At 44.5% G+C, this 25,729-nt stretch carries 27 protein-coding genes; 26 read left to right on the top strand and 1 reads right to left on the bottom strand.

The window, feature by feature from the left end:
* Positions 1-13: 13 nt before the first annotated feature.
* Genes ENN47_04420 through ENN47_04400 form a run of 5 tightly spaced genes read left to right on the top strand, consistent with a single transcriptional unit; the run spans position 14 to position 3,402 of the window.
* Positions 14-625: a histidine phosphatase family protein gene (locus ENN47_04420; protein ID HDP77427.1), complete on the top strand. Its 612-nt coding sequence runs from the start codon at positions 14-16 to the stop codon at positions 623-625.
* 5 nt (positions 626-630) lie between these two features.
* On the top strand, positions 631-1,326 hold the full coding sequence (locus tag ENN47_04415; GenBank protein ID HDP77426.1) for a 2-phosphosulfolactate phosphatase: 696 nt from the start codon (positions 631-633) through the stop codon (positions 1,324-1,326).
* A 4-nt stretch (positions 1,327-1,330) separates the two neighbouring features.
* On the top strand, positions 1,331-1,543 hold the full coding sequence (locus ENN47_04410; protein ID HDP77425.1) for a hypothetical protein: 213 nt from the start codon (positions 1,331-1,333) through the stop codon (positions 1,541-1,543).
* Positions 1,544-1,563: 20 nt separating this feature from the next.
* Complete coding sequence (locus ENN47_04405) at positions 1,564-2,205, top strand: hypothetical protein (protein HDP77424.1); 642 nt, start codon at positions 1,564-1,566, stop codon at positions 2,203-2,205.
* 39 nt (positions 2,206-2,244) lie between these two features.
* The gene (locus ENN47_04400; GenBank protein ID HDP77423.1) at positions 2,245-3,402 is read left to right on the top strand and encodes a pyridoxal phosphate-dependent aminotransferase; all 1,158 of its coding nucleotides are present in this window, start codon (positions 2,245-2,247) and stop codon (positions 3,400-3,402) included.
* Here ENN47_04400 and ENN47_04395 read toward each other — a convergent pair whose 3' ends face one another.
* Positions 3,403-4,533: an HD family hydrolase gene (locus ENN47_04395; protein HDP77422.1), complete on the bottom strand. Its 1,131-nt coding sequence runs from the start codon at positions 4,531-4,533 to the stop codon at positions 3,403-3,405.
* A 99-nt stretch (positions 4,534-4,632) separates the two neighbouring features.
* On the opposite strand from ENN47_04395, the gene ENN47_04390 reads away from it, so the two are divergent.
* The 21 genes from ENN47_04390 (at position 4,633) to fusA (ending at position 25,714) form a co-directional block, all read left to right on the top strand.
* Complete coding sequence (locus ENN47_04390) at positions 4,633-5,247, top strand: ACT domain-containing protein (GenBank protein HDP77421.1); 615 nt, start codon at positions 4,633-4,635, stop codon at positions 5,245-5,247.
* Complete coding sequence (locus tag ENN47_04385; protein HDP77420.1) at positions 5,240-6,028, top strand: undecaprenyl-diphosphate phosphatase; 789 nt, start codon at positions 5,240-5,242, stop codon at positions 6,026-6,028. Before ENN47_04390 ends, ENN47_04385 begins: the two co-directional genes overlap by 8 nt.
* 1 nt (position 6,029) lies before the next feature.
* Positions 6,030-6,650: an MBL fold metallo-hydrolase gene (locus tag ENN47_04380; GenBank protein HDP77419.1), complete on the top strand. Its 621-nt coding sequence runs from the start codon at positions 6,030-6,032 to the stop codon at positions 6,648-6,650.
* Positions 6,651-6,654: 4 nt separating this feature from the next.
* The gene (locus ENN47_04375) at positions 6,655-8,061 is read left to right on the top strand and encodes a glycogen synthase (GenBank protein ID HDP77418.1); all 1,407 of its coding nucleotides are present in this window, start codon (positions 6,655-6,657) and stop codon (positions 8,059-8,061) included.
* Positions 8,054-9,061 carry a galactose-1-phosphate uridylyltransferase gene (galT, locus tag ENN47_04370; GenBank protein HDP77417.1) on the top strand — a complete coding sequence of 336 codons (1,008 nt, stop codon included), beginning with the start codon at positions 8,054-8,056 and terminating at the stop codon, positions 9,059-9,061. Before ENN47_04375 ends, galT begins: the two co-directional genes overlap by 8 nt.
* Before the next feature lies 1 nt (position 9,062).
* Positions 9,063-9,362: an Asp-tRNA(Asn)/Glu-tRNA(Gln) amidotransferase subunit GatC gene (gene gatC, locus ENN47_04365; protein ID HDP77416.1), complete on the top strand. Its 300-nt coding sequence runs from the start codon at positions 9,063-9,065 to the stop codon at positions 9,360-9,362.
* Positions 9,359-9,697 (top strand): YraN family protein, encoded by a 339-nt coding sequence (locus tag ENN47_04360; protein HDP77415.1) that lies wholly within the window; start codon positions 9,359-9,361, stop codon positions 9,695-9,697. Before gatC ends, ENN47_04360 begins: the two co-directional genes overlap by 4 nt.
* 1 nt (position 9,698) lies before the next feature.
* A complete protein-coding gene (locus tag ENN47_04355) occupies positions 9,699-11,348 on the top strand; it encodes a phospho-sugar mutase (protein ID HDP77414.1) in 1,650 nt (549 codons plus the stop codon).
* Positions 11,345-11,953, top strand: a complete 609-nt coding sequence (locus ENN47_04350; GenBank protein ID HDP77413.1) for a hypothetical protein — start codon at positions 11,345-11,347, stop codon at positions 11,951-11,953. Before ENN47_04355 ends, ENN47_04350 begins: the two co-directional genes overlap by 4 nt.
* Before the next feature lie 2 nt (positions 11,954-11,955).
* Positions 11,956-12,708 (top strand): tRNA pseudouridine(38-40) synthase TruA, encoded by a 753-nt coding sequence (gene truA / locus ENN47_04345; protein HDP77412.1) that lies wholly within the window; start codon positions 11,956-11,958, stop codon positions 12,706-12,708.
* Positions 12,692-13,504, top strand: coding sequence for a TlyA family RNA methyltransferase (locus ENN47_04340; protein ID HDP77411.1), 813 nt, complete (start codon positions 12,692-12,694; stop codon positions 13,502-13,504). The genes truA and ENN47_04340 overlap by 17 nt, the downstream gene beginning before the upstream one ends.
* Positions 13,505-13,549: 45 nt before the next feature.
* Complete coding sequence (locus ENN47_04335) at positions 13,550-15,001, top strand: hypothetical protein (GenBank protein HDP77410.1); 1,452 nt, start codon at positions 13,550-13,552, stop codon at positions 14,999-15,001.
* Between the two features lie 9 nt (positions 15,002-15,010).
* On the top strand, positions 15,011-17,470 hold the full coding sequence (gene secA, locus ENN47_04330) for a preprotein translocase subunit SecA (protein ID HDP77409.1): 2,460 nt from the start codon (positions 15,011-15,013) through the stop codon (positions 17,468-17,470).
* 14 nt (positions 17,471-17,484) lie between these two features.
* Complete coding sequence (locus ENN47_04325; protein HDP77408.1) at positions 17,485-18,597, top strand: peptide chain release factor 2; 1,113 nt, start codon at positions 17,485-17,487, stop codon at positions 18,595-18,597.
* Positions 18,598-18,663: 66 nt separating this feature from the next.
* Positions 18,664-19,563, top strand: coding sequence for a 16S rRNA (cytosine(1402)-N(4))-methyltransferase RsmH (gene rsmH / locus ENN47_04320; GenBank protein HDP77407.1), 900 nt, complete (start codon positions 18,664-18,666; stop codon positions 19,561-19,563).
* Positions 19,564-19,578: 15 nt separating this feature from the next.
* Positions 19,579-19,866: a hypothetical protein gene (locus ENN47_04315; GenBank protein HDP77406.1), complete on the top strand. Its 288-nt coding sequence runs from the start codon at positions 19,579-19,581 to the stop codon at positions 19,864-19,866.
* A 92-nt stretch (positions 19,867-19,958) separates the two neighbouring features.
* The gene (locus tag ENN47_04310; protein ID HDP77405.1) at positions 19,959-21,719 is read left to right on the top strand and encodes a peptidoglycan glycosyltransferase; all 1,761 of its coding nucleotides are present in this window, start codon (positions 19,959-19,961) and stop codon (positions 21,717-21,719) included.
* A complete protein-coding gene (locus ENN47_04305; protein HDP77404.1) occupies positions 21,709-22,650 on the top strand; it encodes a DNA polymerase III subunit delta in 942 nt (313 codons plus the stop codon). The genes ENN47_04310 and ENN47_04305 overlap by 11 nt, the downstream gene beginning before the upstream one ends.
* A 109-nt stretch (positions 22,651-22,759) precedes the next feature.
* Positions 22,760-23,134, top strand: coding sequence for a 30S ribosomal protein S12 (locus ENN47_04300; protein HDP77403.1), 375 nt, complete (start codon positions 22,760-22,762; stop codon positions 23,132-23,134).
* 14 nt (positions 23,135-23,148) lie between these two features.
* Positions 23,149-23,616 carry a 30S ribosomal protein S7 gene (locus ENN47_04295; GenBank protein ID HDP77402.1) on the top strand — a complete coding sequence of 156 codons (468 nt, stop codon included), beginning with the start codon at positions 23,149-23,151 and terminating at the stop codon, positions 23,614-23,616.
* 25 nt (positions 23,617-23,641) lie between these two features.
* Positions 23,642-25,714, top strand: a complete 2,073-nt coding sequence (gene fusA / locus ENN47_04290) for an elongation factor G (protein ID HDP77401.1) — start codon at positions 23,642-23,644, stop codon at positions 25,712-25,714.
* Positions 25,715-25,729 lie beyond the last annotated feature (15 nt).

Below are 25,729 nucleotides of genomic sequence, written 5' to 3'. Positions count from 1 at the left end.
ATTGGAGGAAATCTTGGAGATCTACTTTGTGAGGCATGGGGAGACTGAATGGAACAATAGCAACCGATGGCAAGGAAGATCGGATATTCCCTTGTCAGAAAAAGGTAGAGAGCAAGCCGAGAAAACGGGCAGGTTTCTCAAGAGAGTAATTCCAAATACTGCTGAGATCTTCACCAGTGATTTAATAAGAGCAAGAGAGACTGCTGAAATCATTGGCCGCTATCTATGCAAATCTCCTATAGTCAACCCTGTTCTTCGTGAGGCGGATGTTGGTCTTTGGAACGGCTTTGGCATTAGCGAGGCTTTCGAGAATTTTGGTAACCTTATAGAGTACTGGCGCAAGGACCCCTGGGCCGACATTCCCGACACAGAACCCCTGGGCGCAGTTCAAAGAAGAGCAGTTGAGTTCGTGAGGTATCTCTCTTCGAGTTATCCAGGGAAGCAGGTAGTTGTTGTCTCTCACGCATTGTTGATTAGAACCGCTCTCTGCCATGCTATGGGGTTGTCGCTTGAGAATCACTATCGACTTTCGATTCACAACTGCTCAGTGTCCACAATTGGAGTTGGAGGGGAAGAAATCAGAGCCCTTGAGCTGAATCTGTGGCGACATCTGGAGGATTACTAGTGGCAGTGGAAGTGAGAGTCAATCTTTTGCCACGTTTGCTAACCGAGGAAACAGACGTTGCCGTGGTGATTGATGTACTCAGAGCTACCAGCACCATGACGGCTGCACTTCATTTCGGAGCTGAGAAGATAGTGCCGGTGCTTTCAGTCGAAGAAGCAAAGAAATACAGGGAGTGCAACTCTGAAGTGCTAACTTGTGGTGAAAGAGGGTCTGCGAAGATCGAAGGTTTTGATATTGGCAATTCCCCGCGCGAGCTCTCTAAAGAGATTATTGAAGGGAAGGAACTGGTAATTACCACAACCAACGGGACAGTTGCAGTCTCAAGATCAAAGAGGGCAAGAAAAGTAATTCTTGCTTCTTTCCTGAATCTGGAAAGCGTTTGTAGACTTCTGAAAAGAGAAAGCGGGAGAATAGATTTACAGTGCTCAGGTACCGACGGTGAACCTTCACTGGAAGATACTTTGCTTGCTGGGGCACTCGTTTCTCAGCTCAAAATGAGCCACAACAATGAGAGCTGCAGGATTGCCTCAGCGCTTTATGAAGCCGTCAAAAATAATCTGGAGAGTTTCATCTTGGAAAATGGGATGCATGCGAAGAGACTTGTCTCTCTTGGTTTTTTTGAAGATGTGGGCTTTTGTGCTAAAATCAATATGTACGACCTGATCCCGCTTTGGCGGGATGGTGGGTTCGTACGGGGGTAGTTCGATGGAATTCGTTTCTAATGCTTTTTTTGTTATAGCGATGGGTGCGCTCTTTCTATCTTTGATTTTCTTTGAGATTGGCACAAAAAAGGTGCGCAAACCAAAGAGCGAAGTGAAGCCTGAAGATTACAAACCTTATGATAAGAAAGGCTGGTATTCCCTTGTTGCAGCTGGAGGGTTTCTTGGTCTGTCTTTGTTGTTTGCATTGATTTTGTGAAGGTCGAGGGGGTTGATGAAATGCCTAGCAAGCTAGCAGTTGACAATGTAGTTTCGAAACTGCCGGGAGTTCACAGCGCGCGAATCGTCTATGATGAGAACGGAGAAATGGTCGAGATTCATGTTCTGGCGGACATTTCCAAACCGGCAAAGCAATTGGTTAGAGATATTGAAACAGCAATCTTCGCTTCGAGCGGGATCAAGATTGATAGGAAGATAGTCTCTATCGCACAGATATCTCTTGATTCTGGGGATGAAGAAGAGGCTTCGGTAATAAGACCTTACCAAAAGGAAGAAGTCCAAGGGTACAACTTCCAACTTACGAGTCTCGAAACAAAAGCCACAATTAGACGGCTCGATATTACTGTAATCCTAGATTATGAAGGGAAAGAGCTTGAGGGTTCTTCCATAGTTGATGTTGGTGATGACGAGAAATACATGGCGATTGTAGAGTCTACAGTCGCGGCCATCAGAGACGTAATACCCAGTTTCAGGATTGAGTTCATTGAAAAGCTTGAATACGGGATGACAGAAATTGTTATGGCCGTTGGATCTTCACTTGTAAATGGAAAGAGAAAGAGAGAAGCTGGCGCGAGGCTCTGCAAGAAGGATAGTCTGAATGATTTCGCGCTGGTCGTCCTAGAGATAATAAACAAGATCTGAAATCTAAAACACTGATTGATAAACTGCGGAGGTGCTCTGATGGAATTGTCGCACTTTGTCTCTTCTGTAACGCCCTCGGCCACACTTGAATTCAACAAGAAAGCCATGGACCTTGCAAAATCAGGAGAGAATGTCGTGAAACTCACTGCTGGTGAACCTGATTTCCCCACTCCCAGACCTATTGTTGATGCAGCGATCAAAGCTTTAAATGAGGGGAAAACGAAGTACACAAATGCCTCTGGAATTGATGAATTAAGAAAGGCGATCACTGTGAAACTTCAGAGTGATAACGGTCTTCACTACTCACCTGAGGAAATTGTGGTTTCAAACGGCGGGAAGCAAGCGATTTATAACGTGCTTAAAGCCTTGTTGAACGTGGGGGATGAAGTAGTAATCATTTCTCCGGCCTGGGTGAGCTATGAGGCACAAATTCTATTGTGCGGTGGTGTGCCTGTAGTTGTCCCGGCTAGAGTCGAGAAGGGTTTTGTTCCCGAAATTCATGAAATCGAAAAAGCAATTACCGATAGAACACGCGCAGTAATGATAAACTCTCCAAACAACCCAACCGGAGCCATATATCCTGAAGAGTTTCTTAGAGGCTTGGGTAAGCTTTGCGTAGAGAGAGATCTTTTTGTTATTTCCGATGAGGTGTATGAGAAGCTCGTATTTGATGCCCCGCATTTCTCTATTGCCTCGATTGAGGGTATGAAGGAGAGGGTCGCGGTAATTAACGCTTTCTCAAAAACCTATGCAATGACGGGCTGGAGAGTCGGTTATTCCGCCACACCGATGAAAGTGGCCAGGGCGATTTCGAAAATTCAAAGTCACCTTTCCTCGAATGTCAACACAATGGCTCAGTACGCCGCCTTGAAGGCTTTCGAAGTTGACACATCTTCTATGGTGGAAGAGTTTCGGAAGAGGAGAGATTACGTGGTTTCAAGACTGGATCAAATTGGATTGAAGTTCAGCAAACCCGCTGGAGCTTTCTATGTTTTCATAGACATCAGATCTTTTCTTGGAGGAAGGTTCAAGAACTCAAATGATTTTGCAATCGGTCTTCTTGAGGAGCAGAAAGTTGGAATGGTTCCAGGAAGCGCATTCAGCTACGAGGGGTTCATAAGAATTTCTTTTTCGAGTTCGGCCGAAGAACTCAGAGAAGGACTAGACAGATTTGACAGATTTCTAAAGACGCTTTGACTATCTACCCGTCCAGTCTAGACTCCATCTGAACGATTGGGTTAGGAACTGAACGCTCTCTAGATCAGACTTTGATAGGTCGTCAAGCATCCTGTTCATTGCATCTCTGAAGGCATATTGTGTGTTTCCCGAACGTATTTCCATCAGGCATTCTACTGTCGCAGCGAACTGGTCGGCTGCCCACACGAGTCTGCCTTCATGAGATTCAAATGGATCCAGCATTCTGTATTTGAGCTCTTTGATAAGTCTATCTGGCATTCCGGCTAGCAGATTCTCGGTGACCATTCGCTCCTCAACTTGTGCGATTACTTCTTCGAACCCCGGGACTTTTTTCTTAGTTGGAGTGATAATGTCACCTGTCATGCTTTCTGGAATATCATGTAGAAGGGCGAGTTTGACGGATTCAACCGGATTTATAACCTTGCCGTTTTCCTCCTCCATGCAGGAGAGAATATACGCCGTTATTGTGACGTAGAATGAATGGGCGGCAACGGTAGTCGGTACGTTTCTGTTCAATCTGTTCCAGCGAACTGCCCTTATCAGAACGATTAAGGCATTTGTGTAGCGCTCTAGCCACTCAGAGTCAGCTATTAAACGATACGGTTCAAAGTTTCCGAAACTCTCTATCCGTTGCTCCAAATCTTTCAGCGGTCTGTTGAAGAAGTCAGGAAAATATCTGGCATGGAGTCCGGCTTCGAGTTTGGCTGAGAGAAGGTCTCCGGTCTGGATAATCTTGCCTTCAATTGTATCGTCTTTTGAGTGAACCATCGAGAGGTAGAAAGGATCGTGTCTATCGTCAGGAAGGTACTGAACGATCTCCTCCACCGTTCGTGAGAAGACATCATTCCACTTGTCAGGTGAAAGCGACTTGATCAGTATCTTTGTGTCCACAGAGATGTCAGAGAGAAGGCATTTTGGAAGTTCTTTGAGAACAAGTCTCTGAAACAGTTTCTTGTCGTCGACATGAAGACCATTGAGGCTGGCCATCTCGGACATCAACAGACAGTATTGCGCCGATATGAAGGCGTTCTCGGCCTCGTTGGTCCTAAGTAGAGTCGGTGTGTTGTTCCATCTATACATTGTGAAAAGATTTGTTGCCAGTTCCAGAAGTTTCACGTATCCTTGAAACACGGAGGCACCTCCCCAATGCAGTGCATAGATATATGTTGCTACAATTATAGGTGTAAGTTGCAATAAATAAAAGTCTTTAGATGGAAAAGAGGCGGTATCATGAATATTGATAAATGGACAAACAGGACCTATCCCGTTTTTGAAGAAAACAGAAGTCTTGAGGAGATCCTTGCCGAAACAAAGAAAATTGGATTGACAACGATCATTTCGGTAGACAAGGAAGGGAGATTATCTGGAGTTGCACGACTAGACGAGATTTTGGAGAGCGATGCTTCCGGGTTGCTTTCAGGAGTTGTGGGTGAGCCTGTATTTTACTGTCGAGATTCGGACTTTATTGAGGATGCTGCTCTGATGCTAATTGAGAGTCACGATTATGTTCTTCCCGTCGTGAACGATGATTTCTTTGTCGTTGGGGCAATAGGGGTCTTCGAGATTCTTGAAGGTTTGATGGAATTCACTGCCATGGACAAACCGGGAACCAGGATTTCAATCGTTCTAGATGACAAACCCGGTGCTTTGAGAGATGTTGTGGACTTCCTGGCCGAAAGAGAAGTGAACATTCTTTCGATAATCACATCTGCTTCAGAAAGCGAGGATTCCAGGCGCGTTGTCATAAGAACAGACGAATCTGACATAAGCATGATTGCCGAAATACTTCAAGAACAAGGGATTTCATTTGAAAGCATAAGTGAAGAGGAGGGTTTTAGTGTCTGAATTTGCCAGTTACCTCTTGTTGGGAGTAGTGCAAGGAGCAACGGAGTTTCTTCCCGTTTCTTCATCTGGACATCTCACGATCTTCTCCAGTTTTCTCAACGTACCGCTTGACGCCGAATCCAAGGCTGCTTTTTTTGCTGTCCTGCATCTCGCCACTTTTGGTGCTGTTCTGTTGTTCACATTCAGAGATCTGTGGGCGATCTTAGCGGGTCTGGGTAGGCCGGAAAAAAGAAGCTCATCGATCAGGTACATTGGACTGCTCTTCATAGCAACAATACCTGCGGTTTTAGCGGGTTTCTTGCTAGAAGATGAGATTAAGTCTCTCTTTTCCGATGTAGCTTTCACTTCGATAATGCTTTTTGTTACGGCTGCTGCCCTATTCATTTCTGATAGGTTCAAGGGGAACCGAAGGATTCTCGACCTGTCTTTTGCGGGTGCGCTGTCGATTGGAATTTTTCAGGCAGCCGCAATAGCTCCTGGAATATCCAGGAGCGGCCTGACAATATTCGGTGCTCTTCTCATCGGAATGATGAGAAGTGATGCAGTCAGGTTCTCATTTCTTTTGAGTCTTCCAGTAACTCTTGGAGCCGGTATTCTCGAGATTTCGAGAGTAAGCCTTCCACTTTCGACAGTTCTGCTGGCATCTCTTCTTGCCTTCCTTATGGGCATAGTCGGACTTTGGCTCCTAAAGAAACTTGTTCTGAAGCGGCGTCTGAGATTCTTTGGCATATACTGTATAATTGTAGGGACGATCGGATTGATTTTTCGAGGAGTGATGTGACTTGGACTTGAGTCTCCTCTTTCCCGGCAGCATCGTTTTTGTGCCGGGAATGATGGATGCCCCTACAAGTAGTTGTGTTTTGCTTGTGGAAGATAGCAAAAAGATTCTCGTCGATCCCGGCGGGTTTCCTTCGATTAAGATTCTGGAAGAAAGATTGACTTCTATGGGACTTTCCCCGGATAGCATAACCGACATATTGCTGACTCATTTTCATCTGGATCACGCTTTTAATAGTATGTTTTTCCCCCATGCGACGATTCGTTTGCACGCCAATTATCAGAGCAGAAACTATGGTTCTTTCGGTCCTGTAGTGGGAGCAATGTATCTAAAAATCATTGATTCGTGGAGGAGGGTCGAGCCATTCAACGGTGGTGAGAAGATTCTGGGATCAATTGATGTTCTCAAATCTCCCTTTCACTCCAGAGACCATGTTTCCTTTTTCCTTGAAACTGAAAATCATGGTAAAGTGTTCATTTGTGGCGACGTATGCACAAGGCAGATAAACTATCACGAAATTCGTAAAGGTATGAGATCAGACGCAGCGGCAGCTTTCGTTACTAAGTACTTCGAAATGGCCGACACGGTTATCTTCTCTCATGACCTACCGTTATTCAAGAGGTGATGGAATGAAAGTGCTTTTTGTCTCTTACGAGGTTTATCCACTTGCAAAAGTCGGAGGTCTGGCAGATGTTGCTGGAGCTTTGCCAAAGTATCTTAAAGATCTCGGGGTTGAAATCGATATATTAATGCCATTTCACAAGTCTGTGGACAAGTATGTAACCTCAAAGACCGGATCAATTCTGAAAACAAGGTTCATGGAGAGAGAAATCTCTTTTGAACTCTACAAGAAATCACGCCCGCTTGGTAGCGTTGATGTATTTCTCCTTGGCAATGAAGAGCTCATGGATTCCGATGAAGTCTATGGAGCATCCGATCTAGGACTTCAGGCCATGAGTTTTTCCGATGCCGCGGCGGGTTTTGCTGCTGATAACGGTTATGATATAGTCCATCTGAACGACTGGCATACAGGCTTGATGGCTGTATATTTGAAACAGGCAAATGCAAAGTGCAAAACAGTCTTCTCTATACACAATCTTGCTTACCAGGGTACTTATTGCAGAGAATATCTTCAGCTCTCCGGTATTGAGAGTCGTTACCTAAATGACATCACAGAAGGGAGCGACATCAACTTCATGAGGGCTGGTCTGGAATATTCTGACAAACTAAGTACGGTATCCCCCACATATGCCAATGAAATTCAGACGGAAGAATACGGAGCGGGTCTGGAAGAGGTCCTTTCGAGAAGAAAGAAAGATCTAGTAGGGATTCTAAACGGAATCGATTACTTCGAGTACGATCCCGAAAGGGATCCTCGGTTGTGGGTAAACTACAGTCTCGACAGTATCGAAAAGAAGGAAATAAATAAATCGAATTTGCAGGTGCTGGTAGGTCTTCCAAAGAATAGAGCGCCACTTTTTGGATTGATTTCCCGTTTAGTTGACCAGAAGGGACTTGATCTCATTGAGGAGATTCGGGGAGAGTTAGTAAGACTTCCTATGCAGTTAATTGTTCTTGGAACAGGAGAGAAGAAGTACGAGAAGATGTTCAAAGATCTTCATGAGAATTATCCCGACAAAGTTGCTGTCAAACTTGCTTTTGATCTTGATCTTGCGCAAAAGATCTATTCGGGTGCAGATTTTTTCCTGATGCCATCCAGATATGAGCCCTGTGGCTTAGGTCAGATGTTTGCAATGAGATACGGAACTGTTCCAGTTGTTAGGTACACAGGTGGACTGGCGGATACTGTGAAAGAGTATGGCCTTTCAGACCACGGTAATGGATTCGGTTTTGTTGATTACAGTGGCGAAAGCCTGCTTGAGGCTCTGAAAAAGGCGCTTGAAGTCTACAATCACGACGATTTTTGGCGAGAGGTCGTCCGTAACGCAATGAAAGAAGATTTCTCTTGGGAAGCGTCGGCCAAGAACTATCTTTCCTTATATGAGCAAACTTTGGAGGTCAAAGGCAATGCCTGAACTCAGAAAAGATCCAATAATCAAGAGATGGGTTATTATTGCGACTGAAAGAGCGAGGCGCCCACATGATTTTATTAATGCAAAGGAAAAAGTCGAATCCGCCTTTTGCCCATTTGACTACGGAAATGAACACACAACTCCACCAGAAGTAATGGCTTTCAGACCAGCAGATACTGCGAAAGACAGCCCCGGGTGGTGGGTCAGAGTGGTTCAGAACAAATTTCCTGCGCTGGATTCCAGTGTCGAGCCGGAGAGGTTTGGTCATGGGATGTATGATGTGATCAAGGGGTTTGGGACCCATGAAGTGATTATTGAAACACCTGATCATAATGCTTCCATGGCAACTCTATCTTACGAGCAGATCAAAGAGGTTATCTGGGCTTACAAGGAACGCCACCAGGTACTCGAGAAAGACATCAGAATAAAGTACATCTTAATATTCAAGAATCATGGGAGAGAAGCGGGAGCCTCACTTGTGCATTCCCACAGTCAGCTTATCGCAACTCCAATAGTACCGAAGAGGGTTGCTGAGGAGATTGCTGGATCGGCTGAATACTATCGTTTCAGAGAGAGATGCGTTTATTGTGACATGGTGAATCAAGAGGGGCTGGAAGGGACGAGAGTTGTCGAGGAGAACAGCGATTTCATTGCATTTGAACCCTTTGCAGCAAGATTTCCCTTCGAAACATGGATACTTCCGAAGGTTCACAGCTGTAATTTTGGAGAAATATCGGCCTCTCAAATCGATAGTTTCTCTGTGATTCTCAAAAATATGTTGTTGAGAATCCATAAGGCCCTAGACAATCCTCCCTACAACTTTATGCTACATACCGGAATAAAAGGTATTGAGCAGTCGGATCACTATCACTGGCATCTGGAGATTGTGCCAAGGCTTACCAGGGTTGCTGGATTTGAGTGGGGCTCTGGTTTCTATATAAATCCAATGCCACCCGAACATGCGGCCATGTATCTTCGTGAGGTAAGCATTGAGGAGGAATGAAATGGAGACGAAAGTAAGTGATGAGCTGCTAAAGCATCTGGAAGGTCTTGCAAAGCTCGAACTAAAAGAGGAAGAACGAATAGGATTGAAGAAGGATATTGAGGAAATACTGCAATATATGACGCTCCTGGATCAGGTTGATTTCGATGAAGAAGAGATGGTCTCACCTGTGGAGAAGAGTCTTGAACCCAGAGAGGACAACTTTGTCGGGTTTGAAAATTCAAAGCTCTTAAGAGATCTCTTCCCAGAGCGGGAAGGAAGCTATCTTAAGGTGCCCAGGATATACAAAGAAGATAAATGAGCAACGATTTCGGCAGAAGATACGAAGAACTTGCCTGCAAATACTTGGAAAAGTCAGGATACAAGGTTAAGGCCAGGAACGTTTCGTACAGATTCGGGGAAATCGATATTGTGGCTCTCAGAGGCAAGATGTTGGTCTTTGTTGAAGTCAAGGGAGGAAGCTCTTTCAGTCTACCAAGGTACAGGGTAGATGAAAAAAAACTCAGGAGGCTGGAGCTTGCCGCTCAAAGGTACATACTTACCGAAAAACCTGTATTTAGTGAGGCAAGGCTGGATGTTATTGAGGTTCTAGAAAACGGAAAGGTCAACCATTTGAAAGCTGTTGGAAGGTGGTAGAGTGCTAAGAGATGATCTAGCAATTAACGAAGAGTACAAGAGATGGCTTGAAAACTCAACTGAAGAAATGAAAGAGGAGCTAAGGAGATTCTCTCCGAGTGAGGTGAGGGAGAGTTTCGCGCTGGATCTGGAATTTGGAACTGGCGGAATGCGCGGAGTACTCGGCGCTGGAACAAACCGGATGAATACTTTCACCGTCAGGAGAGCCACTTTAGGTTTCGGACGTTGGATATCTGAGAGATTCAGCAACTCATCTGTCGTTATTGCTTTTGATACTAGACGCAAATCAGCTCATTTCGCAGAGGTTGCTGCCGAGGTTCTCTCTTCCATGGGTATCAAGGTTCACTTGTTCATTGAGCCTATGCCGGTTCCCGTTCTGAGTTTCGCCGTGAGAGAGCTGAAAGCCAGCGGCGGTGTTGTGATAACGGCAAGCCATAACCCACCTCAATACAACGGCTACAAGGTCTACACTTCTGACGGTACTCAGGCAGTTCCCAGGTACGCGGAAGAGATAATTGAGAAAGTTGAGAAGTCGGACTACTTTGAGAACTATGATCCCGACAGAACGTTGATTGAAAAAATCCCGAATTCTTTGCTGGAAGGATTCATCGAGACTGTGAAGAAGAATGTTCTGGGGCTATGCTCCGACTACGATGGACTTAGTGTTGTTTATACTCCTCTCCATGGGAGTGGAAATTATCCCGTCTATAAAACCCTTTCAGATCTCGGTCACAAGGTTAAGCGAGTGGAGGAGCAAGCACTCCCGGATGGCAACTTTCCCACTGTGAAGAGTCCTAATCCCGAGGACTTGAATGCCTTTTCTATGGCTTTAAGTGTTGCAGAAGAAGCAGAAGCTGACCTTTTGATTGCGACCGATCCGGACTGTGACAGGTTGGGAATAATGGTGAAGCATGAAGGAGCCTACACAGCTCTTAACGGGAATCAGACGGGTGTAATAATGACTGCGTTCATTCTTGAAAGGTTGAAGGAATCTCTTCCAAGTGATCCATTCATTGTCAAGACAATTGTATCTACCGATCTTGTCAAGAGAATCGCCGCTAAATACAACGTGGAAGTGAAGGAGACTCTTACGGGTTTCAAGTTTATTGGTGAGATCATTGAAAAGTCGGAAGTTGAGGGAAAAGGTAGCTATCTTTTCGGTTTTGAAGAGAGCTACGGCTCGCTTTTTGGAAGACACGCAAGGGATAAGGACGCCGTAAGCGCTGCGGCTTTGGCCTGTACAATTGGGGGTTTTCTAAAACGTACTGGAAGGACGATGGTTGACTATCTCGAAGAGATTCATGAAGAGCATGGTCACTATCTTGAAGCTCTTGTAAACAAAGATTATGTAGGAATTGAAGGCAAAGAGAGAATTGAGTCAATAATGAAGAAACTGAGAAGCAGAAGATCCTTGAAGCTAGGAAAAGAAAGGATTATTGAGTTCAGAGATTACTTAGAAGAGTCCGGAAATTTACCTGCAGCAGACGTGATTTCCATAGAAATGCAAGATGATTCAAAGATAATTGTCAGGCCTTCTGGAACAGAGCCAAAAATGAAATTCTATCTCATGGCCAGAGGCAATAACGAAAATGAAGCGAGAAAGAGAATAGAAGAACTTAGCGAACTGGTTGAAGGGATTGAGGGCGTATGAATTATAAGTATGCACACATACTTTATCGGGAAGATGAATTTCTTACTCCGAAGAGAGCGACTTTTGATCACAGAACGAAGACAGGTTTCATGACCACCTGGTCTGTCGAGCACTCCAGCGAGTTGCTCGAGCATAAGTACTGGAACTGCCTCAGCGCATTTGGCCTTGAGAGTTCTATGAGAAGGAAGATCTCCTTTGAAAGAAAACATAGCGATGCGAATCTTCTATACTTCAAATACGAACTCGAAGTTCCGGAAGCTCTCGAAGGGTACTTCGATCCAACGACTCTTGAGGTTATATCGAAGAGTCTTTCTGTTCGGGAGACTACTGAAGAAGTGTACAAGATGTTGAAAGATTATGAGCAGGGGGCGTTAAGATTCAACGATCGGCGCTTCTCATCCTGGCTTGCCGGGAAAGTCGAACAACTGCAAATAAGCGATAGTGAGAAGAATGAACTTGAGAACTCACTGATCAAGTATGTGGAGACCATAGTTGGAAGGGTTCTTTGGACTGTCTACAACGGTGATTTGCCAAGAATGGGGAAGGATCTCTCTTCTATGGTGTATCTCTATACTGAAATGCTAGATTTAACAGCTTCTAAGTAATCATGAAGAGATTCGCTGCTGTAGTCTCATACGATGGAACCGATTTTTTCGGCTTCCAGAATCAGCCTGATATGCGAACGGTTCAAGGCGTCTTCGAGGAAGCTCTTGAAAGGATTCATAAGTTCAGTATCTCTAGCCAGGGCGCCGGGCGTACGGATACAGGTGTTCATGGGTACGGACAGGTAATTGCATTTGATTCGAATCTAGATCGACTGAGCGCCTCCACTATGAAAGATGCTCTGAACGCAAACCTTCCGTCTGACGTATATGTGAGGAGAGTACATGAAGTTGCGGAAAACTTCAGTCCCAGATTTGCGGCAAGAAAGAGAATCTACCACTACTATATTCTGAATTCAAGTGAGCCCGATATCTTCAGAAGAAGGTTTGTGTGGTGGTTTCCGTATTTACTAGACATTGCATCAATGAGAAGAGCAGGAGATCATCTGCTGGGGGAGCATGATTTTGCTGCTTTCAGAACTGGTAAGGACGATAGAAATCCGGTCAGAACTGTTTCAGCCGTTAGAATAATCAAAGTCTCACCTCACTTGATTCTCATCAGGATAGAGGGAATTTCCTTTCTTAAGAGAATGGTTAGAAATATTGTCGGGACCCTTGTAAAAGTAGGTACGGGAGGCGTCTCTGAAGAATCAGTAGCGGAATTCCTTTCCACTCGTGACAGATCTAGTCTTCCGGGGACTGCCCCGCCACAAGGACTTGTCTTCTACAAAGTGGTGTTTGATGAATTCGAGACTTAGACTCGATGAACTGTTACTTGATCTTGGACTGTCTGAAAGTAGAACAAAAGCAGCAGCTTTGATCAGGAGTGGAAAAGTATCTATAGATGGTATGATTGTTGTTAAGCCCAGCCGCAAGGTAGGTTCTAATAGTGAGATATCCGTAATAGATTCCATAATGCCGGTTGGTCGGGGATACTACAAACTGAGAAAAGCTATCGACATTTTCGAGATAAATATTGAGGGAAAGAGAGTAATAGACGTCGGCGCCTCGACTGGTGGGTTTGCGCAATTGATGCTTGAGAAAGGTGCAGCGAGAGTACTTTGCGTAGATGTTGGCAGAGATCAGATAAATCACCGCATAAAAGACGATGGTCGAGTTGTCTCTCTGGAATCTACTGATATTAGAGGATTGACTCTTGAACGCGCCGGTGGGAAAGCGGATTTCATTACCGCCGACCTTTCTTTCATATCAACGGCGACAGTCGCCGGTCTTCTGAGAAGTTTCTTAGAGGACGACGGGGAAGCAGTGGTGCTTGTCAAGCCCCAATTCGAAGCAGGTCCGGGCGTGGTCAAGAAGGGACTGGTGAATTCCAAGAATCTTCATATTGAAATCTTGGATAGGTTTGTAAGTGTATTTCGGACAAATGACCTGTTTCCTATCGGATTGACATTCTCACCAATCCGAGGTAAGAAAGGTAATATTGAGTACCTTCTTTATTCGGTTGCGGAAGAGAGATCAGTTGAGTTCGACTTCGAACGATTGGTAGAGGAGGCCTTCGGTTTTTTTGATCGGGATCAGGAGTTATTTGGTTGAAGGGAGGGAAAACCCCGTTTCAGCTAAGGGTTGATTCGGGAAAGCTTGAAATTCTTAGTCATTCTTTTTCTAGTACTTACTCTCTTTTCCGGAGTGATGGCTCAGGAAATTTTTGATTTCGTTCCTGAAGATGTTGGCTATTTTCTTATCCTACGCGGATTGAGGTCAGCAATGGAAGTGCTCAGGGACAACACGAATTTTTTCGGCGCATATCTGGGCGATAGTGGATTTGGGGCTGAAAGAGCCTTCTATGGAATAATTGATGCCGCTGGTTACAATGCAGAAGTTGATACAAGTTTCCTTAAAGATGCGCTGAATAACGACATTCTTCTTGTTGGCGAAGGGATAGATCTTTCGCTTAACGATTTGCTTATGTTCGATCCCTTCTATTTGCTTGAGAAACTCAAGCTTACTAGGAACCGAGTCTTCATGGCTTGGAGAACAAACAGCTCTTTCCAGCTTTTGAAAGCGGTCGCAGCGCTTCTTGATATGGCAATATTCGTCCAGCCTGGAGAAAGTGTGAATGAGTTGAGGAGCAGTACTGGAACTCTTTTCTATCATACCGCTGATGACTATCTGATTATTGGTGGAAACAAGGAAGCAGTCACACTGGCTACAAAGACTTATTCTGGTGAAGTACAAAGATTGCTAGAATCAAACGGCAGGGGCAGAGAAGTTGCTGAAATGAGTTACGACTACACTCTTGCCGGTTACATTGATGGTGATCGTTTTCAGCTTGACCTGGGACTGGAGTCGACTTTTTCTATTGAGAGTACGGTGGTCTTTGCGCGACCTGAAGGCCATACGTTAACTGCGACAATTGTTCAGGATACACTCTTTCTTAACAATGACGATCTTCAGAAGATGCTATCCTTATCGGACGCAAAGACATTGGAAGCTTCAAAGGAGACCTTTGGTGACTACACGGTCTTCTTTCCCTCGTCATCGGTCGAGACTCTAAGAAAGGAGCTTGCTCACTGGTTTGAGCTAGATCTTGAGCCGTATAAAGAGCTGGCAGATTTCGTTGTGCTTCTGTCGAAAGAAAGCATTGGAAATACCAGGATATATGGAGATCTGGTATCAGAAACTCCCAGAGTAACAGCAGTCTTCACAAACAAGAGTTCCGATACCAACGGACTTGAAGCTCCACTTAAAGAGTGGGGAGCAGTTCAATCAACACATAAGGGGAGCCGGATCTACGAGCTTGAAAATGATTTTGACACCATCTATTTCATATTTTCGGGTGAGACAACTGTACTCACCTCGCTCGCGCCCGATGAATACTACAGGTTACTCTCAGATGCCGAGAGTCTCAGTAACAATATCAGCTACGATTTTGTAAGAGAACTCGGTCTGAAGAAGGATCTTGCGCAGGCCTTCATCGACATGAAGAAGGTGTTCAAATCTCTAATGGGGGTCTCGGTGGATAGTGCTCTCTTCTATCAGCAGACCTTTGTGGATAACGGCAACATGATTCATGCGCTGCGCTTTTATTGAGGTGATTCAATGGGAATTCTTTCAAAAATATTCGACAAGAACAGAATGCTCTTAAAAAAGTACGCAAGAGTAGTTGAAGCTATTAACGACTATGAGCAAGGTATTGGAAAATTCGGAATAAATGACTTTGCAAAGAAGACAGAAGAGTTCAGAGCTCGGGTCTCAGAAGGTGAATCTCTTGATTCAATTCTTCCCGAAGCATTTGCCCTGGCAAGAGAGGCCGCCAAAAGGGCAGTAGGCATGAGGCCCTTCGATGTGCAGTTGATGGGAGCGCTTGCTCTTAACGAGGGCAAGATTGCTGAGATGAAAACCGGGGAAGGGAAAACATTGGTGGCAACAATGCCTTTGTATCTGAATGCCCTTTCGGGCAAGGGCTGTCATCTGGCAACCGTGAACGACTACCTTGCAAAGAGAGATGCTGGCTGGATGGGCCCTGTGTATGAATACCTTGGATTACGGGCAGGGTTCATTCAGGCGGCCATGGAACCGTCGCTTAGAAAAGATGCTTATAGCTGTGATATTACATACGGAACGGCCAACGAATTTGGATTTGATTACCTTAGGGATAATCTCGTATATTCTCTTGAGAATAAGGTTCAACGTGGACATAATTTCGTTATTGTGGATGAAGCGGATTCAATATTGATCGATGAAGCCAGAACGCCGTTGATCATATCTGGTCCGGCTCAAGACTCTTCAAATCTGTACAGGCAGTTTGCCTTTTTTGCAAAACGTTTTCAGTCGGAAAAAGACTTTGTTGTTGATGAGAAAGACAGAACGGTGACGCTTACGGATGAGGGCATAGCAAAGGCTGAAAAGCTTCTACAAATTGACAATCTTTATGATCCAAGTAATTATGACTATATTTTTCACCTTCTGAATGCTTTGAAAGCTATGATCCTCTACAAGAAAGAGGTTGACTATTTGGTTACTCAGGAAGGAGAAGTAGTCATTGTTGATGAGTTTACCGGCAGACTATTGCCTGGAAGGAGGTATTCTGAAGGACTCCACCAGGCAATAGAGGCTAAGGAAAACGTACAGATAAGACAGGAATCTGTTACTTTTGCAACGATTACCTTTCAGAATTACTTCAAGCAATATGGCAAGGTGGCGGGAATGACGGGAACGGCCGCGACCGAAGAGTCGGAGTTCATTTCAATGTATAACACGCCAGTTGCGGTAATACCAACGAACAAGAATGTAATTCGGCAAGACAAGGAAGACTCAATATACAAGACCAAAGAAGAGAAGAATGAAGCAATAATCAATGAAATTGCCGGACGTTATGAAAAGGGACAACCTGTGCTTGTGGGAACGACTTCAATTGAGAAGAGCGAGCTTTTGAGCAAAATGCTCCAGAAAAGGGGAGTTCCCCACGAAGTTCTGAATGCGAAGTACCATGAGAGAGAAGCCGAAATTGTTGCAAAAGCAGGAGAGAGAAAGACCATTACAATCGCGACTAACATGGCTGGAAGAGGAACAGACATCAAGCTTGGAGATGGTGTCGTAGAGCTTGGCGGACTTTACGTCCTGGGTACCGAAAGACATGAAAGCAGGAGAATAGACAATCAGCTCGTGGGAAGATCTGGCAGGCAGGGTGATCCGGGAGAGTCAAGATTCTTTCTTTCTACCGAAGATGATCTCATAAGGCTTTTCGGTGGAGAAAGGATGCAGTCAATTATGAATACTCTCAAGATCGAAAGAGGTCAGCCAATCGAGCACTCACTTCTTAGCAGGATTATTTCTTCTGCTCAGAAGAAGATTGAAGGAATGCACTTCGAGATCAGAAAGCGTCTCTATGAACTGGACTCAGTTATTGATCAGCAAAGAAGTGCAATCTATGCTCATCGAGACTGGGTACTTAAAGGCGAAGAAATCGATACCAACGTTTTTGAGATAATTGAAGATGTTGTTGATCGAAGATTGTCCGGGCTTGAGCAGCTTCCTCCTTTTGAAGAAATCAAGGTTTCCTTTGGTTTCTTGCCAGCGGGAGACATCGGGCGGCTCCAGGGCCTTAACAACGTTGAAGAACTTAGAAACAATGCCTTATCAGTGCTGCGGGAGATATATGAAGAGAAGAAAACTTCATTCGGAGATGAGTTCCCTCAGGTAATGAAGTACATTATGTTAAGAATGATTGATGAGAGATGGAGAAGACATCTAGAAGCTATTGATCATCTCAAGGACTCCGTGGGGCTCAGAGCTTACGGTCAGAAAGATCCTGTGATAGAATTCAAGAAAGAGTCTTTCATGCTCTTTCAACAGTTGACTGATTCCCTTTACGACGATATTGCAAGTGCTATCGTAAGAATAGTCAAAGTTGATAGTGATAAGGCCAAGCAAAACGCGGACAAGGAATTCAGAAGTCTTCAAGCCGTACACTCTGATTTCAGTGGAGCCGGAGGAGATAAGAAGGGTGATGTTGGCGGTAAAAAGAAGGGCACAAAAAGGTTCAAGGTGAAACGCTAGTCCGGAGGTGTAATTTGATTAGTTATGAAACGAATTTGAGAATTCAGGAGTTGAGAGAGAAGTTTGATTCGATAAGAGAGACTCTTGATCTCGAAAAGATAGACGAGAAGCTGAAGGATATCGAAAAGAAGATGAGTGATCCCTCAATATGGAGTGACCAAAGAGAGGCTTCTAAGCTTGGAATAGAGGCACAATCTCTCCGGGGGACCCTTGGTCTTCTGAGGGATGTGGAAGAGGAGTTTGAAAGTATAGATATTGCAGTGGAGCTGTCGGGAGAAGACGAGAGTTACATCAAGCATGTTGAAGAGCTTGTAAGATCGGCAGAAAAGAAGGTCAGGGAATTTGAGCTAACGATCCTTCTAAGCGGAGAATACGATAATAACAACTGTTTCATGTCAATTCACCCTGGTGCCGGAGGGACCGAGTCTCAGGACTGGGCGGCAATGCTGATGAGAATGTACATGAGATGGGCGGAGGCAAACAGATTCAAGATCACAATCGTTGACGAATTGCCTGGGGACGAAGCAGGAATCAAGAGCGTGACTCTGAATTTTTCTGGCCAATATGCGTATGGAAAACTTAAATTTGAAGCCGGTGTTCACAGATTGGTGCGGATCTCCCCGTTTGATGCAAATCACAGGCGACACACATCATTTGCTTCGATCAGTGTGTTTCCGGAAATGGACGAAGTACCTGAGATTGAGATCAAACCTGAAGATCTGAAAATCGATACTTACAGATCTGGAGGTGCTGGTGGACAGCATGTCAACAAGACTGACTCTGCAGTCAGAATTACCCATCTCCCTAGCGGCATAGTTGTTGCATGCCAAACAGAAAGATCTCAACATCAGAACAAGGCGAATGCAATGAAGATGCTGTATGCAAAGCTCTTTGAAATAGAGATCGATAAGAAGCGCAATGAGAAACTGAGATTGATGGGTGATCAGAAGGACATTTCATGGGGCAATCAAATCAGGTCTTATGTCTTTCAGCCGTACACAATGGTCAAGGATCATCGAACTGACGCTGAGACAGGAGATATCCAATCTGTCATGAATGGCGAGATAGACGAGTTCATAGAGAAGGAGTTGCTTTTCTTCTCTTCAATCGAAAAATCTTTGGAATGAATAATGAGATGAGTTTGACTTTGACTGTAGAAAAATGTTATTATCTCTTCGAGCGGAGTGAATTAGATGTCCAGGCAATATGACGAACACCACAGGAGCGTCATGGTTCACGAAGCGCTCCTATATTTGCTTGGTGGACGCGTCAATGGGACTTACGTTGATTGTACCGCTGGTGAGGGTGGTCACATGAAAGCCATTCTTGAGGCCACTAACGGTCGAGCAGAAGTAATTGGACTAGATGTAGACCGTGAGGTTCTGGATATAGCGGAGCAGAATCTCGAAGATTACCGGGGAAATTACAGATTGTTCAATCTCTCTTATGTCGATTTCGAAATTGTGCTGAGGCAGGCTGGTATTGATAAGGTTGATGGTTTTCTGCTAGACGTGGGACTTTCCACTTTTCAGTTGAAGTCTAAAGGAAGAGGTTTTTCGTACGAACTGGACGAACCGCTCGATATGCGTATGAACCTTTCTTTGAAATCTACGGCGGCAGAAGTTGTAAATGGCTATAATGAAAGCGAACTCGCAAGAATCTTGTTTGAGTACGGAGATGAAAGGAGATTCGCCAGAAGAATAGCTAGAAGCATTGTTTCAAGAAGGCCTTTGCTCACGACGAAAGATTTGCAGGATGCAGTGAAAGCAGCTATACCTCCAGCCGAAAGGTACAAACGAAAGAGACATTTCGCAACAAGGACTTTTCAAGCAATCAGAATTGAAGTTAATCATGAACTTGAAAACATCGACAGTACATTGAAGAGAATTCCCGGTTTTCTGAAGCAAGGCGGTAGGATCGTTATTATTTCTTTTCATTCTTTGGAAGACGGCATAGCGAAGAGAGTGTTCAGGGAGAAATCGAATTCTGAGTTGAAGATACTAACGAAGAAACCTTTACGGCCGTCGGAAGAAGAAGTAGAACTCAATCTAAGAGCAAGAAGCGCAAGATTGAGGGCAGCGGAGCGGATTTGAAGGGAGGAACATCTCGTGCAAGTCATAACAGCGAAGCGGAAGTCGCTGGTTCGTCAAGGCGACAAAGTCTTAACAAACAGCGATGTGTGGGGTTTATTTGGGTTTCTGCAAGTACTCGTTATTTTTCTTTCATTGGCAGTTTCAATTGCTCTCCCATTTTATTTCGGCAACGAGGTTGACAAAATCACGGAGTTAGCTTCTAGAAGAGAACAAAGCATAACGGTCATGAAATCTAGACTTGAAGATGTCTCAAGAGAAATCTCGTATCTGCAGACTATAGTTGGAGTGAGAGCAGAAAAGTAGAACTTTGTCGAGGTGGATCACAAATTAAGAAGCTAGCTAGCAGAGTTACGCTATTGTATGTGCTCCTGATACTTTGTGTAGGCGTCTTCGCTGTGAGAGCGGGATATATATCGCTGTTCACTGAGCCCGATCTTCCGGTGGTTTTGGGTGTAAATAAGATCCCGGCGCTGAGAGGATCTATATATGATTCGAAAGGCAGACTTCTTGCCAGCGATTCAATAATCTACGAGGCATGGCTCGATCTGGGCTATCTAAGATTGGCAACTTCTTCTGATCAAATAGAGAGAGTGCTGAGAAATATTGAACTTTCCTACGGAATACCCTATGATATATTGCTCGAGAATCTTCAAAGTACGAAGAACTTCCTTCTTCTTGGAACGACACCGACTAATGATGAAATGCAGCGTAAGATCACACCTATCACGAAGCGATATATTTCCCTGGAGATGCAAAGAGAAAGATTGAGCTTCAGTGAATACGGACTTGATCGAATACTAGGAAAACTCGATAAAGGTGGAGTTCCACTGAATGGAATTGAACTGAGCTATACTAAAGAGTTGTCTGGTAAAGAGGATGGTCTTATAAGAAGAACCCTCACAAGTACAGTGAGGGAAGAGCCGACAAATGGAAGTGACATTTATCTCTCAATTGACATAGATATTCAGAAGATGCTCTATGAAGAACTACATTCAACCGTTGAGAAAAATATGGCAGATGGTGGTGTTGCCCTTCTCGTGGAAAGCAAAACGGGAAAGATTCTTGCATATGCCGGAACCTACGAATGGGATGTAGGTCTTATGGGAATATTTGAGCCAGGTTCTACGATTAAACCTCTTATCTACTCTTTGGCCCTCCAAAGTGGATCAATAACTGAAACGATGACTTTCAATTGTGATGGAAGAATTCAGCCAGTGCCAGGGCTTGACATAATTATTCGTGACACCGAAGGAGAGCGGCACGGGATTCAGACGTTCAGAGAGGCTATCATAAATTCATGCAACGTAGCTACTGTTCAGGTTGGAGGTCAAATACTCAACACTCTTGGCAAAGAAGAGATGTACAGACAACTCAATAATATCGGTTTTGGAAGGTTGTCCGGTGTTGATCTTCCCGGGGAGACTCCCGGTATCTTGCCAAAGGCCAAAGATTGGTCTCTAATTTCTCCTTATCAGTTTCCAATCGGTCAGGGGCTCGGAGTAAATATATTCCAAATGGTGAAGGCTTTAAATGTATTTCCTGCAGGCGGACAGTTCTTGACCCCCACTTTTATTAAAGCCATCAGGAGCAATGATGGTCTCGTGAATATTCCGAAGAAGGTAGATGGAACACTTTTTTCGTCACAGCTTGTCTCCACCATGCTCCCAATTATGGAAAGTGTTGTTATTGAAGGAACTGGAACAATGGCCAAAGTCGACGGAGTGAGAATTGCCGGAAAAACTGGTACAGCGCAAAAAGCTGGACCTGGTGGATATAACGAAGAGACTTACTTTTCTCTGTTCTTTGGTTTCTTTCCTGTCGAGAATCCAACATATACAATGTATATTATGATAGACACTCCAAAAGCTGGAGCCTACTATGGAGGATTTGTGGCTGCGCCGATGTTCGCTTCGGTGGTGAGAAATCTCTATGGAATTGGCGTTGAGAAGGAAGTCTATGAGGGGGTCTATAGCTGGAAAATGCCTGATTTGGGCGGATACTCGTTGCTTGATGTGAAGGAAGTTGCCGAAATCTATGGAATAGACAAAATCGTTGTTCATGGGTCAGGCGAAGTCATCAACCAGTGTCCAGAAGTGGGCCAACCTCTACTGGAAAGGATAGAGGTCTGGTTAGGAGCGCTGAACAATGATTTATGAGATAACGGGAGATAGTGATGTACTAAAAGATTTCTTCATACGTGAGAGAACGAGCGAATATATTTGCTTGACTGAAGATATGCCTGAAAAAGAAGCAAGACTTAAAATGGCCTTATCAACTGCCGGAATGTTTGGAACAAAACCAATTAGGCTTTCAGGATTCGATAAATGGAAAAGGGAAGAGCGATCGTCAGTTGAGACAATAATTCCTGCGATAGACAAGAATATCGATTTGTATGTTGAAGGAAAACTGAGTTCAAAAATCCAAGTTCAGAGGGTCAGCTTAGATCTTCCCAGGCCCTGGGAAGAGGAAAAGTGGAGTTCTCATGTTATGAAGATTGCAGGATTGGCGAAGATCAAGATTTCTAGAGAGGCTGCCGCGAAGCTGATAGAGAGAATTGGAAAAAAGGAATACAGGATTCTAAGAGAACTGGAAAAGCTTTCGATCCTTTCCAGAGATATTGACGCTAGGACCGTTGAAGAGTTCGTTGACATTGATACTGATATCGAAGTTGAATCACTGGCGTACAGCTTCTTGAACAATGATAAGGATTTTCTAAGTTCAGCAAGAAAATCGATGATTCCATTCACCTACTTTTCGTCGGTTCTTCTCAAGATTGTTTTGGATTTGGGGAGTATAATTGAAATTAGAAGAGATTCCGCCAGTGTTTCGTGGTCCGAGATAAAAGAGATGTCCACTTACACCAGTATTAGCAGTGCCAGGGTTGCCAGGCTTGTTGGGTATAGTTTTTCAAATACAAAAGAGGATAGGGAAGACCTAAGTCTGAAATTCACTTCTGAGGAACTCAGGGTATTTCTTGTTATTCTTCAAGAACTCGACGATTCAATCAAGAAAGGGCGGACGACCCCGGAACTTGCCTTCTTCAATTTGGTTGGAGAATCTTTGAAACGAAAGGTAACTCTTCTGTAACGATTACCATCTGATACATCCCGTTCAGCAGGCTTCAATTGACAGTACCACCGCCGCATTGTACAATTGCTTTCGGCAAAATGCTTAGAAGGAGGCGAATCGCAACCAGATGCCCACGATAAATCAATTGATAAGACACGGAAGAAAACAGTTGAAACAGAAATCTGCTTCTCCGGCGCTTGAAAATAATCCACAGAAGCGCGGTGTTTGCGTAAGGGTTTCTACAATGACACCCAAGAAACCCAACTCAGCCTTGAGAAAGATTGCAAGGGTGCGTCTCTCAAACGGGACAGAAGTCACGGCCTACATTCCTGGTGAAGGACACAATCTTCAGGAGCATTCCGTTGTTCTTGTAAGAGGTGGAAGAGTGAAAGACCTTCCTGGCGTAAGATACAAGATTGTAAGAGGCACTTTAGATGCCGAAGGAGTAGCAAACAGGAAGCAGTCGAGAAGTCGTTATGGCGCCAAGAGGCCGAAGAAATAAGGAGGCAGTCCTAGATGAGAAGACGTCAGTCTGAGAAAAGAGAAGTGGTACTCGATCCAATATACAACGACACAGTAGTCACCAGACTAATAAACAAGATAATGATAGGCGGAAAGAAGAGCAAGGCAGAAGCTACCGTTTATGGAGCGCTTGAAGTTCTTTCTGAAAGAACTAAGCAACCTCCTATGGAAGCTTTCAAGAAGGCTTTGGGTAATGTTAAGCCTCTACTGGAAGTGAGACCAAGAAGAGTTGGAGGGGCGACTTATCAGATACCTTTTGAGGTTCCTGAAAGAAGAGCCGTAGCTCTTGCGATAAGATGGATTGTCACATCTGCCAGAGCAAAGTCAGGAAAACCTCTTAGGGAAAAGCTTGCTCTTGAACTAATAGATGCTTATAATGGTCAGGGCAACGCAGTAAAGAAGAGAGAAGACGTACACAGAATGGCGGAGGCCGGAAAGGCATACGCTCATTTCAGATGGTAAAGAAGTTTCAGCGGGAGGAAAGATAGTGAAAGAAAGAGCCACAACCTTAGACAAGACTCGTAACATAGGAATAATGGCCCATATAGATGCCGGGAAGACTACTACTACCGAGCGGATTCTTTTCTATACAGGAAAGAATTACAAGCTCGGAAGCGTTGACGAAGGAACGGCAACAATGGACTGGATGGACCAGGAAAAGGAAAGAGGTATCACTATCACTTCTGCTGCAACTACGGCATTCTGGAAGGATCATCGTATCAATATTATTGATACACCCGGGCACGTTGACTTCACGGTTGAGGTTGAAAGATCTTTAAGGGTTCTTGACGGCGCGGTTGCGGTGTTCGATGCCCAGGCCGGTGTTGAGCCTCAGTCGGAGACAGTTTGGAGACAGGCAGACAAATATCATGTGCCAAGGATTGCCTTCATGAACAAAATGGATAAGATCGGCGCGGATTTTGAGAGCGCCATTGGCACCATGGTTAGCAAACTGAAAGCAAACCCTGTTGCAATCCAGCTTCCAATCGGATCTGAGTCAAGCTTTGAAGGCGTTATTGATCTTGTAGAAATGAAGGCTTTCAAGTGGATTAATCAGGAGGGGACGGAGTTCAGTACTTCTCCGATACCTGAAAACATGTTAAGTCAGGTAGATGAAGCTCGTGAAGACCTGGTTACACATGTAGCCGAGTTCGATGAAGAGCTCATGGAATTGTATATAGAGGGCGAAGAACTTCCCGTTGAAAGGATGAAAGCGGCCATAAGAAAGGCTACCCTTTCAGGGCAGGTTACTCCTGTTCTCTGTGGTTCGGCTTTTAAGAACAAGGGAATCCAACCTCTTCTCAATGCGATTATTGATTACCTTCCGTCCCCAAAAGACTTGCCGCCTGTGCTTGGTGAGGTTCTAGATAGCGGAAAAGACGTAGAGGTTCACCCAGATGAAAACGGTCCCTTTGTTGCGATGGCTTTCAAAATTATCGTCGACCCTTTTGTGGGAAAGCTGACTTTTTTAAGGGTCTATTCGGGTTCCCTCGAAAAGGGGTCGTACGTATTCAACACAAATAAGAATATCAAAGAAAGAATTTCGAGATTGCTCTTCATGCATGCCGACAAGAGAGAAGAAGTCGACTATATTCGTGCAGGAGATATTGTTGCGGTAGTGGGTTTGAAGAATTCAATGACGGGCGAGACAGTGGTTTCTGGCGATGAAAAAATAATTCTGGAAAAAATCGAGTTTCCAGAGCCAGTAATCTCGATTGCCGTAGAACCCCAAACAAAGGATGATGCTTCAAAACTGACAAAGGCTCTTGTCGCTCTCGTTGAGGAGGACCCTTCCCTCAAGAGTTTCGTTGACAGTGAGACCGGGGAGACTATTTTGTCAGGTATGGGAGAACTCCATCTAGAAGTTATCGTTGAGAGGATAAAAAGGGAGTTCAATGTTGGACTCAGGGTTGGAAATCCTCAGGTAGCATATCGAGAGACGATAAGAACCAAAGCCACTGGCGAAGCAAGGTACATTCGGCAAACAGGCGGGAAGGGACAGTACGGACACGTGGTTCTTAGTGTAGAGCCTATTACAGACATGAGCTCAAACTTTGTTTTCGAGGACAAGACTGTCGGCGGAACGATTCCAAGAGAATTTATCAAGCCTGTGGAGCGTGGTGTGAGAGAGGCGATGGATTCTGGTTATCTTGCTGGTTACCCAATGGTCAACGTGAGAGTTTCTTTGCTTGACGGTTCGTACCATGAAGTGGATTCTTCGGAGATTGCTTTCAGCATAGCTGGATCAATGGCCTTCAAAGAAGCTGTACGCAAAGCGAGTCCTTCTTTGCTTGAACCGATAATGGCTGTAGAGATTAACACACCTGAAGAATATATGGGAGACTTGATTGCTGATCTGAATTCCAGACGAGCTAAGATTGAGGGTTTCGAGACCAGGGCTGGTCTCAAGATTATAAAGGCTCACGTTCCTCTTTCCGAGCTTTTCGGTTATGCGACAGTTTGCAGATCTCTCTCGCAGGGAAGAGCAATCCACATTATTCAGTTCTCCCACTATTCGGAAGTTCCAGTGAAAATTGCAGATAAGATTCTTGGAAGATAGAGATCCCAAAAAAGT

It is taken from the genome of Mesotoga infera (assembly GCA_011045915.1).
GTDB classification, from domain to species: Bacteria; Thermotogota; Thermotogae; order Petrotogales; family Kosmotogaceae; genus Mesotoga; species Mesotoga infera_D.
This window is presented reverse-complemented; position numbering and strand designations above follow the sequence as displayed.